The sequence below is a fragment of the Pontivivens insulae genome (genome assembly GCF_900302495.1).
Lineage (GTDB): Bacteria > Pseudomonadota > Alphaproteobacteria > Rhodobacterales > Rhodobacteraceae > Pontivivens > Pontivivens insulae.
The window spans coordinates 685,711-697,634 of sequence record NZ_OMKW01000001.1; the positions used below are offsets into that span (position 1 = coordinate 685,711).

General features: G+C 60.2%; 3 protein-coding genes (1 of these 3 running past the window's edge). All 3 read left to right on the forward strand.

The window, feature by feature from the left end; translation table 11 throughout:
• Tightly spaced (at most 13 nt apart), the 3 genes in view from POI8812_RS03175 to POI8812_RS03185 form a layout consistent with a single transcriptional unit that may run on beyond the window.
• Positions 1-9,801, forward strand: the end of a protein-coding gene (locus tag POI8812_RS03175; RefSeq protein WP_108781062.1) for a DUF4347 domain-containing protein. Its footprint begins 26,151 nt before the window's first position; 9,801 of the gene's 35,952 nt are visible here — the last part of the coding sequence; the start codon falls outside the window, past its left edge; it ends in the stop codon at positions 9,799-9,801.
• 13 nt (positions 9,802-9,814) lie between these two features.
• Positions 9,815-10,126: a DUF3467 domain-containing protein gene (locus POI8812_RS03180; protein ID WP_162844869.1), complete on the forward strand. Its 312-nt coding sequence runs from the start codon at positions 9,815-9,817 to the stop codon at positions 10,124-10,126.
• Positions 10,127-10,131: 5 nt separating this feature from the next.
• Positions 10,132-11,922, forward strand: coding sequence for an efflux RND transporter periplasmic adaptor subunit (locus POI8812_RS03185; RefSeq protein ID WP_108781064.1), 1,791 nt, complete (start codon positions 10,132-10,134; stop codon positions 11,920-11,922).
• Positions 11,923-11,924: the final 2 nt, after the last annotated feature.

The window sequence follows — 11,924 nt, forward strand, 5'->3', positions numbered from 1 at the left end:
CCGTTCCGCCCGCTGGTCAACGATCGTCTGAATTTCCGCGTCACCGATGGAAAGACCGGCGATCAGGCCACGGTGCTGGATGTCATCGAAAGCGGCAACAAGCTCTATGCGATCATGGAGCTCGAATGGCTCGATGTTGAGAATCCTGAGTTCCTTGAGGGTCAGACCGTCACCATCGGTGGCGCACAGCAAGCGCTGGGCGCCGTCGGCGATGTTATTGAGCAAGAGCCGTCGACCGTTGATGCGGCCACGTTCCGTGCACTGACCGATGTAACTCTCGTCAATGCCACACCGCTCGCCTTCTATGCCGGTCAGGCCTTCCGCTCGAACATGGTTGTTGGTGGAGATGCGCTTGAAGGTACCGTCTCGCAATGGAACAGCGATACGCAGGTTATCACCGTCACAGGGCTTAGAAATGTTGGTGGACAGGATGCTGCCGACAGCCTTTACGATCTGATCCAGAATGGTCAGTCGATGGCATCCGATATTGATGCATCCGGTGCAATCATCGTCGGCCGTCAGGTTGAGGTGGTGCTGCCGACGCTCACCTCTTCACCCAAACTGGGCTCTGATGTGACCGTGGGTGGCCAAGCCATCGGAACGGTCTTCAACCTCGAAGCTGGACGTATGCTGGTCTCAGCCAATGGGACGCAAACGCTCGCGGTCGGAACGCAGATCAGTTGGGTCGGTGCCGACGGCGGGACGCGTTCTGCAACCCTCGCGAACGCGATCCAGGTCGTGGACGGTGCCTATGCGATTGCGCTGTCTGCGCTCGCCAATCTGCCGGTCGACAACACATTCCTGCGCGCTGCCGACGGGACGGAGCTTGGCCGCATCACCGCCGTTGACGGTGACAAGGTTACTGTCGTCATAACACGGGAAGCGATTGCTGCCGGCGCCACAGACGCGCTCTTGCAAGCGGGCAAGACGGTGAAATGGTCCAGTGCCGGTGGGGTTGAGCAGACCGTCACCCTTGGCGCAATCGACACTGATGCGGTGATCGGGCTGACGCTTCGTAACACGGCGATTCAGCCGCAAGCGGCTGATGTGTTAAGTCTAAATGGTGTGACTGTTGGCACGATTTCAACTTGGGATGCAGATGCTACGACAGCGGTTGTAACAATGACCGAGGCCGTCGCGGAGAGCCTGACTACCGAAACGGTGCTTGATCTGACGCGCGGCGGCAATGCCGTCGGCGCAGATTACCGCGTTCAGGAAGTCAAGATCCTGACACCCCAAAACGGTGCAACCCCGGCGGTTGTCCGGCTCGTGCTGGAAATCCAGCCGACCGTGAAGCCCGGAGCGGGCGACACGATCGAGGTGATCACCGGTGGTGTGGCAAGCGGGACAGTGATCGGTACGATCGCGACATGGGATCCTGACAAGCTCGAAGCGACGGTCTGGCTCGACAATGATCATCTCGGCGATGTCTGGTTCGACACCCAGCTTCAGGTCAGCGACGGCAATGGCACCAATACCAGTTTCGAAGTGACGGACCTTCGCCTGGGCTCTGTCCGGTATCTTGCAACTGGTACGACGGCAGACACGCCGCTGGCGGGCGGCGCACTGACACTACAGGGTCTTGCGCTCGACTACACTGACGAGCCGGGTCGCGGTGTGATCATCACATCGCTTGATCCCACAACTTGGGACAAGACCTTCACCTATACCGGTTCGTCCTTTGAGAACGCCGATCAGGTCAGCGTTGGCATCGACAACTTGCCGGAGCGGGCAACAACATGGGAGGCCAACCGCGATTGGGCACCGGGTGTCGTCGATACGCGCGCGCATGCCATTGAAGTCGACCAGGCGTTGGTCAAGGTGGCGCTTGATGGCGGTGACGTTCAGCGGCTTGAAGGCGACACGCTCGTCTCTGTTCCGCAACTCTTCCAGCAGCGTTTCATGACCTATTCCGGCACCGAGCAGCTGTTCCTGCATGGTACGGAGGGTGAGGACAGCTTCACCCTGAACAACACCGGTGCGCTCACATATGCCTATGGCTATGGTGGGAAGGATAACTTCTTTATCGGCTCCATCATTTCGACGCGCCAGGCGCCGAACCCTGAAGGGACGGGTTCGGTCACGGTTGTGCGGACATCTGCTGGTACAAGCGATGATACCCGTCTGTTCGGCGGCTCGGGCAACGACTATTTCCAAGTCTACCGTAACAAGGCTGAGACGTGGCTTTACGGTGATGCCGGCGACGACACCTTCTTTATCAAGGCAACGCTCGGCATTACGAACCTCGGCTCGGGCAAGGGTAAGAACAAGGTCGGCTACAACAAGAACGCACCGCTTCACATTGATGGCGGTTCCGGCTTCGATACGGTCATTCTGGAAGGCACCGAGATCGGCGATCGTTTCATCGTCTACGTGGATGATGCAGGGGTTCAGCAGATCAAGGGCGCTGGTCTGAACCTCGCTTCCATCAAGGGCGTGGAGTCTATCCAGATCAATGCCATCGACGGTGACGACACCATTTATGTCTATGGTATCAATCAGGAAACACGGCTGACCGTGAACACGGGTCGCGGCAATGACCAGATCTTCGTTGGCGGTCCGGCGCAATTCTTCGATCCGCTGGATCAATCGATCCAGCTCGACACGTCCAGCCCGGACGCACTGGTTCCGGTCATCGAATATGTCGAGATCGAAGAGCAGGTGCCCGGATACACCCGGATCGACCGCGTGCCGCAGCCTGACGGGACGACTCTGTCTGTTGCGGTGTTCGTGCAGGGCTACACCGTGACGAAACGCGTCGCGACGGTCGTGCTGCGGCCGGTTTCGGGCTCGACGCAATCCGAGAAGAAAAACCTTTCCATCGATGCGGTCCGCATTGGTGCAGTCAACGATCTAACGACGTTCGACAATCTGGTTCAGCTCGACGGTGCCAGCGGGTCTGATGTCGTTGATTTCAAGCTGTTGGGCGAATTCGATGGTTCGCGCGCTGACGGCGAAATGGGGATCACGACACAGCGCGATATCACGATCCGGGCGCTCAAGGCCGTTTATGGTCAGAATTATGTGCCGGATGAGAGTGAGCTTCCCGGTCGCGACAGCCCCGACAATACAACCTTCGGCTGGGTCCGCGGATTTGGTGGCAACAGCCAGGGCATTGTGCTCGACAATCTTGAACTCGTCCGGATGCAGCTTGGCGAGGCCAACAACAACTTTATCCAGTCCGGTGTAGATGAAGATATCCAGTACACCGTCATTTCCCTCGCGGGCGGTGACGATGTTGTCACCGTCGGTCGTGTGCTGACAGAGGCTGAGATCGCTTCGCTTAAGGTTTCGCAGATTCCGGCAGGCGCGCTCGGCCTGATGAGCGGTGGTGGTCTTTGGGTGTCCCGCATGGCGACGGCGGGCCTCAGCCAAGTTGACGTTATGACGCTCGCGGCACTTGATCGCGTCGATCTCGGCTCGGAGTTGAGTGTTCTGAACGCTTGGTTTGATGCACTCGATCTGGAGGAGCGTGACAGTACCTATCTGGCAGCGGCGCGTCTGGGCGAGGTGGGTGACACGTCCGATATCAAGTCGAAACTGCTGTTGATCGGTGGTGACGGCGTAAACTCGGTCACGGTCTGGAACAATGCATCCAGCAAAGATCGCGCGATGCGTGTGACCGCACAGGATTACAAGCCATTCAATCCGGCTGATCCGACGACGTCCTCTGCCGATGAGGTTTCAACCGATCCGCTCAAGCGGCGGATCACCTTCACACAGGCGGATATTCGGAACCGTGACGAGATTGATGGCGTCGTGTCGTCAATGGCGTTCAACGCCTTCACCGAAACGCAGCTTTATCTGGGCCTTGGTGACGACGATATCGACATCCTTTCGGCCGCTCAGGATCTGTCGATCCATGCCGGTGGTGGTGATGACGAATTCTTCATGGGGTCTCAACCGGACAATGTCCTGGCCTCCGATCTTGATGGTATCAACCAGACGCTGAAGCTGGATGGCGGTACGGGGTCCAACAGGATCGTTGTCAGCCGTGCGGGCGATACGGACGATTCCACGAATATTGAGCTTGCCGACAACGCGATCACCATTCGGGCAGAGCAGACCGGCCAATCCGGCGTGTTCTACACTGGCGTGAAATACACCACGACCCAGCAGAAGATGGAGCTGAACCGCAGCGCCGGATCCTTCGACCGCGGTGTGGTTCTTTACACTGGTGCGGGCGACGATGCCTCGGTGCTGGTGAAGTCGGTCCGCAATGACAGCCCGACCAAGATCTATCTGGGCGCGGGTGAGGATCACCTGCAGGTTCTCACAGCAACGAATGTCGAACTGAACGATCACGACAATGATCCGTCTACACCCAATATCGCGGTGACCATTGGCGCTGCGAATGAGGGGCTGGTGAATGGATCCGGCGTCTTGGCGCATGACATCCTTCAGGTCTTTGGCGGCGACGGCAACGATACGATTGATATGTCGCAGGCCATCGCGAATGTGCGCGGCTTTGGTGGCGCAGGCGACGACCGTATCAAGGGCTCGACCGGAACCGACATATTGATCGGTGGTTTGGGCGACGACACGATTGAGGGCTATGGCGCTGCTGTGCTGGGCAACCCGGCCGATGACGCGCTCTGGGGCACGCAGCTCGAAGTCATTGCCGGTGACGAAATCGGGCGCTACGTCGATCCCACCTCGTCGGAGTTTGTGGCCAGCTGGATGGAAGCGGGCGGAAACTACTTCTTCGACCGTTCGGACGATGCGGGCCAGTTGGCCGACCTTTCGCAAGCTGCGGATGCCCGCGGCGTATTGCGCAAGGGCACGGACCTGAACGGCCAGCCGAATGCGAATGTCAATTTCCGCGGCGGCGATCCGAACGCGATCTGGTACTCGCTTGAGGTGACCGAAGATCAATTGCAATTGGGTGGACAGGATCGCCTGTTCTCTGGCATCGCGACACCGCGTTTCGACGCCCTGTCGCCCACGACCGTCACGTGGCAGCGTCCGACGGCAAATTCTGCGGCGCCAGCAACGGCCACCACGACCACATGGCTGAGTGGGACGACAGTTGCCATCGGCGGTGCCGGGTCCGATGCGATCTTCATCGGTGACACCGACGCGGCGCATCTCCATGGCCACGTCATCATTGGTGACACGGGCCGTATTGATTTCCATAACCGCGCGGCCTCTTTCGATCCCGCCGCAGCCACCCGTGTATTCAAGGTCGCTGACAGCTTCCTTGCGGGCGTTGCGGAGAACGCGCGCCCAATTGGGCATGATTGGATCCAGTTCGGTCACGGTGCCGCAACAGTGCTTGCCGGCCAGGGACATGATGTTGTGATCGGTGGACACGACTGGGCCGCAACGGGTGTGATGCCAGCCGACCCGGCCAAGCGTTACATCCTGTCCGATGCGGGTCAGGTTGTGTTGCTCGACAACGCCACCACATGGGGTGAGCCTACGTCCCTGCAGACGATGGAGACAGATATTGGGCGCGCCTCCGGCAATGACGTGATTGTGCTGAACACCGGTGATCTGGATATGGTCACGGGTGGCGGCGATGACTTCGCGCGGGCAGGCTTCGTGACGGTTCCGCAACCTGATGCGGCCGATCGCGATAGCGATGGGGACACGACAGAGCCGCTGCCATTGTTTGATACGGGCTTCTCGCTCGATGTCTTGGACGGCTACGTGCTGACCGGCTTTACCTGGGCTGGCCTCGTGCGCGCTGCTACGCCGCCGCCAGCCGTATCGGCACGCGGCGGTATGAAGATCCGTGTTGTGACCGACTATGGTCAAATTCTACGCGACGAGCGGATTGACTATCCGTCCGGCCCTGCGCTTGACGGGTTTGATCCAACGGCACAACTGCCCGTTATGCGGGTTCAGTCCCTCGTTCCGAGTTCTGATTTCGGCGCGACGCCCTATCTGGCCGCAGATTTGCTGACCGATGGCGATGCGACGCTCAACGCGATCAAGGCGGCCGGCGGCACCTACACCGACAAGCGCCTGCTTTCGGATGGCGGGGATGACAATTTCGTCGTCTCAATGGCGACGGGCGATGTCGTCTTGGGTGAGGGGAGTGATACGTTCACCTCTCTCGACGCCACTACGGATGCGGCCACGAACCTAGCGCGTGGCATCGCCGTCGTGGGTGACACCGGTTCGATTGATCGCCTGCAATCCAATGACAGGCTCGTCCGTGTTGATTACGCCCAAGGTACAACGCCTGTCGGCAATCCGGCGCGGCTAGAGCTTCAACTCTATCGCGGCGGCAATGACACTGTGACGCTGTCAGATGGTAACCACGTGGTCATGGGCGGTGCGGGTGCGGATACCTTGTCGCTTGCAGCGGGCGTGACGGAACGGTCTCAAGTCGTGACCGGCGATGGAGCAACGATCTTCTTCGATCCCCGTGCTGCCGTGCCTGCGCGTACGCTGCTGCTGGTCGGGTCGGGTGAGAACGTTGATCCCGCCACACAGGGCATCGCAAACCTTCCCGCATACGGCGATACGATTACTACGGGCGGTGGACGCATCGTTGTGTCCGGCGGTCTGGGCAATGACAACATCACCACCGGTGATGGTCGCGCGATGATCTTTGGCGATCAGGTTACGCTCAATGCGTCTGACGCAACCGGCGCTGCGCCGGTGACGCTCATGCGCGACAATTTCGGGGCCTTCTCGAATGGTGACGATACGATCAACTCGGCGGCGGCCGATGTCGCTGTCATCGGGGGTGACGGCTCTGACCAGATCAACGTTCAGGGTGGTGATCCGTCTGGCACGACGTCGGGCACAGCCATTGTGATTGGAGATAAGGGCCAGATCGAGTTTGCCCTGCAGCCGACCTGGGGCGTCGTTCCGGCACAATATCTCGACATTCTGGGCATGGCGACGATTGTTCAGATTGAAACGGCTGATGTCGTTGGACAGACCGGTGCGGCCGATACGATCCGTGCTGCCAACGGCACCAAATACATCCTCGGCGGTGGTGGTGGTGATACGATCCTGACCGGCACTGGGCGGGATGTCCTGCTGGGCGACGGCGGTCTGATCGATTTCACGAATGGAGCTGTGGATCTTATCCGCCATGCCAAGGACGCCACGGGCGCGGTGTTGCATGTCGGCGGTGACGACACGATTGCGACAGGCGTCGGCGACACGGCCATTCTTGGCGGCTTCGGTGCAGACACCATCACAACCGCCGCTACGGTGACTGCGGCGGGCGTTGCGACTTCGATCACCGGCACCGGTGCAGCGGATCGCGTTGTGATCCTGGGGGACAATGGTGAGATTGACCTTCATGTTGGCGGAGCCACGCCGGGCGAAATCATCACCCTGACCGCGCAGGATCGCGTAGCGCAGGATGGTGGCGACGATGTAATTTCCAGCGGTGATGCGACCGTCCACCTGATCGGTGGCACGGGTGCCGATACTGTGACGCTGGCGGATGGCAACGTGACCTTGCTGGCCGATGGCGGTGTCGCGACCTATTCCGCAGCTGCTGGTGACGATGTGGTCAACTTGGTTGAAGTCACGGGGCTTGAGGGCATTGCAGGCGCAGATGTTGTCACGACAGGCAATGCGGCGCGTGCCGCAATCATTCTGGGCGCAGGCGGCGACCGTCTGACATCCGGCAACGTCACGACCGCGCTCTTGGCAGGCGATTTGGCCGAGATCCGGATTGATGCACCGACAGGCAATCTTTTGTTCATGCAGTCCAATGATGTGGCCGCCACGCCGCAAGGTGCGGATTCGATCACCATTGGTGACGGAACCTTGCGCGCCATCCTCGGAACGGGCGGTGACACGCTTACGTCCGGCAACGGCGCGGCAGCTGTCCTCGGCGATAGTGGAGAGATCACGATTGACGCAACTTCGCATGAGGTGATCGGCCTCAGCGACCGGATCACAGATCCTGCCATAAGCCGCGCCGGTGCGGATCGCTGGACGGCGGGCCTTGGCCGACACTCGGGTATCCTTGGTGGCGGCGGTGATACCGCAATTCTCGACACTGGTGAGACGGCGCTTCTGACCGATCACGGCACAATCACCTGGGACCAACAGGGTCGCCTGACACGACTGTTCGCCGATGCGAACACCGAGTTTGGCAACGATACGGTGACATTGACGAGTGCTGCAAAGGCGTCCGTCATGCTTGGCGGTGGCGATGATCGATTCACGGCTGGCGATGTCGCGAACGCATTGATCGCCGGTGATCTCGCGACAATCGACATTGATGCTGCGACTGGAAACCTGCTCGGAATGCAGTCCAATGATGTTGCGACGACACCCAAGGGTGACGACGCCGTCACGATTGGTGATGGCACTCTGCGTGCGATCATGGGAACAGGTAATGACACGCTGATCTCCGGCGATGGCGATGGCGTATTCATGGGTGATGGCGGGCGTATTCGAGTCGATGCCACGACGCATGAAATCACCGGCCTGTTGGGACCGGTCACCGATCCGGCTGTAGATCAGGCTGGCAATGACCGTTGGACAGCTGGTGCCGGTCGTCACCTCGGAATCGCTGGAGGTGGGGATGATGTGATCTCGCTGGGCGCCGGTGATGCTGCGCTTCTCACCGATCACGGACAGATCTCGCTCACAGCGCAGGGCTTCCTGTCGACCGTTATTGCCTTGGATAGCACTAAGGCAGGCAATGACACCGTCACGATGGGCGCAGGCCGCTCAATCATGATGGGGGGGAACGGCAATGACATTTTCCAAACATCAGCTGGTCGAGACATTTTGTTCGGGGACACCGGTACGGCGACATTTGCGCCGGCACTCGGCAACTTCTTCACGCCGCTGTTCCTGACGCCAACGCCAACAGGCTCGGCAGGTGCAGATACTCTCCGCGGTGGAGCCGGGAACGACATTCTCTTTGGCGGTGAAGGCGCAGATCTTGTCGAGGGACAGGTTGGACGGGACTTCGTGGTCGGCGACTTTGCCGACATGACCTTCCAGAACGGGCTTGAGTTGAAGATCGAAACCACGGCCGCCTATCAGGACTTTGGCGGCAATGACACGCTGACATCGAATTATGACAGCGACTTCATCTTCGGCGGAACGGGTCAGAACTTCTTCAATGTTGCCGCTGGCGTTGATGTGGTCTTCGAAACGCTCGGCGCGCTGGACTTCACCGTGGGTCAGGGCCTGAACAACATCGCGGCCTACTTCAATCTGGGCGTTCAGGGCGGGGTTCTGGACAACCGTGTGGTCCAGACCAACACGGCTGAAACGATCTTCGTGGAAATCACGAGCGGGGCGACTGAGGCGCGACAGGCGATCCAGAACTCGCGCGGTGATGACAGCGGTGCGCCAACCGGCTTCTCGTTCGATTCCTTCCTGCGTGGCTTTGCCACGCTGGCGGACGGTAGCGTCGTCAACCGCAATGCAATGCAACTGATGAGCACGCCGCGTACAGGCGAATACAGCGTTGATCCTGATCAGCCACAGCCAGTGACAGAACAGGGACCGCCGGGACAACAGCTTCCTGGCTACTTCGACGGTCTGCTTGAGGAGTTGCTGGACGACGTGGTGCCCACGCCTGAAAATGCCGATCCGCAAGTGGTTGTGGAGGTGCAAGCTGAGGACGGCGACCTCGACCTCTTGGCCGCATTTGAGCAGGATGAGCTAGAGGGCGAAGGCACGATTGTCGCCGGTGCAGCTGCATTGATGGCGGCACCCGCAATCCGCAGGCACAAGCCGAGAGCGGGCAGTCTTGAGCGTCGCTTGCGCACCTGGTCGGGGGCGGGCTTCTCTCTGCGCGGTTCAAACCATGGACCGATGCCGGGCGGACCGGTATGCTCACCTGAAACAAAAGGATAAGGGGACGCAACGAATGTCCGACACGGATCAGGGCCAAGGCCGCAGTGTGGTTTTTCGCGATGCGGAAATGCGCACCAGCTATGCCAATGTCGCGAATGTGGCGAGCACCAAGGAAGAGATTTCTGTGCTCTATGGAATTGGTCGCAGCTGGCACGGCAAGGGAGAGGAATATGAGGTCGATCTGAACGATCGTGTCATGATGTCTCCGTTCACGGCAAAGCGTCTTGCGGCAATGCTGGTCAATGCTGTGGCACAGCATGAGGCAAAGTACGGCAAAATCGACGCCGGCCCAGTTGATGGGAGTGGACCCGGCGGGTCTGCCTGACAGCGGTGACGCTTTCACAACCGGTCAACGAAAACGCAGTCTCCGCGGATCGGGTGGAGCTGCGCGCCCCTGCACTCACCGAATGGTGTGAGATGTTGCGCACACGGCTGCGCGGCGTTCTTGAGGTAGCGGTTGTCGCACGAGTGGATGAGGGGTTGGCTGCCCTCGCGATGGCGCCTGCTTCACTCGAACTTGGCAAATATGCCAAAGCGGCCGACGCCGTTGCTGGGCGCGATTCAGGCTTGCTGCAGCCCATGGCGACGGAGGTGGATGGCGTTGCGGAAGTCATCGCCTATCCGGTCGGCCCCATGCATGTGGCTCTCATCGGGCTGGCTGAACTGCCCGAACGGCAACTCCAACTCATCATGCAGCAGGTGCAACTGGCCGCCGGTTGGGTCTGGTGGGATATTGTGCGGGAGGCTGGCCTGCGCGCGGAAGCCCGCTCGGATCGGCTTCAGGGAAGCTTCGAGCTTTTCTCCGAACTTCTGGATGCGGGCAAGGTGCTGGAGATGCAGCAGCTTCTGTGCTCGATCGTTGCGGATCGCATGGGGGCATCGCGCGTCAGCCTCGTGATGAAGAACTGGCGGGGAAAGGTGCGCCTGCGTGCCGTGTCAGGAACCACGACGCTGGATCGTCGCACGACACTGAACGACCTGACTGAGCAGGCCGGGGCCGAGGCAATTGCCCGCCGCGAAGCTATTGTCCATCACGAAGGGGATGGCGGTGGCCCGCTCCGCTCACTTGCCCGCATGCATGAGGATAAATCGGCGGCATCCGTACCGCTTTCCGATGCCCGTGGCCGGGTTCGCGGCGCACTTGTTATCGAGTGGCCGGAACGGGTTGGTGATGACATGCTGTCCGACTGGTCGAGCCTTTGGATCCTGGCCGCACCGGCCATCGAATTACGCCGGCGCGCAAACCGGAATATATTCCAGGTCGCTGGATCCAGCATCGGGGCGGCTTTTGGTGCTTTGTTGGGCAAAGGGCATCTGTGGCTAAAGGCCGGGACGGTTGCGGTACTTGCGCTCGCGGCGTTGATGTACTGGGGGACAGGCACACTGACCTTGCGGGCCGACACGGTGATTGATGATACCGGTTTGCGGATTGTCTCCACCCCCGCCGATGGTTTTTTGTCGGAAGTTCGGGTCATCCCCGGAGATGAGGTGACACCCGACACGGTGATTGCGGTCCTCGACGACAGCGACTTGCGGCTGCGGCAGCTAGAGCTAGAGGCGCAAGCCGCCCGTTATCGCGCGGAAGAGGCGATCGCCACCCGCCAGGCCGATCAGGGCGCCGTAGCGGTCGCCCGGGCGCAAACCGCCGAGGTAGAGGCCAGACTGTCCCTTCTTGAGCGTGAGCTTGAGCAGACCGTTATTCGCGCCGGTACGACCGGCCTCGTCTTGCAGGGCGACTTGCGCCAACGCATCGGTGGTCAGGTCGAGCGGGGTGAAGCGCTTATGGAGATCGCTCCACGGCAGGACGTAGAGGTCCGCGTGGATGTCGCAAATCGCGATGGCGACGAACTTGTCCCCGGTCTGACCGGAACACTCCGCCTGAATGTCGCGCCCGAAACACCCCTCGCCATCGAAGTCATTCGTGTCAAACCAGCAGCTGAAAGTGTCGACGGTGAATTGCGCTTTGTAGGCTATGCGCGCATCGCTCAGACCGATATCCGGCTTGAAAATGGAATGCAGGGTGCAGCGCGTCTGCAATTGGGGGAAGCGCCGCTCTGGCGTATCTGGCTCCTGCCTGCATGGGAAACGCTCTACCTGTTCCTCTGGTCGTGGCTGCCCTAAGC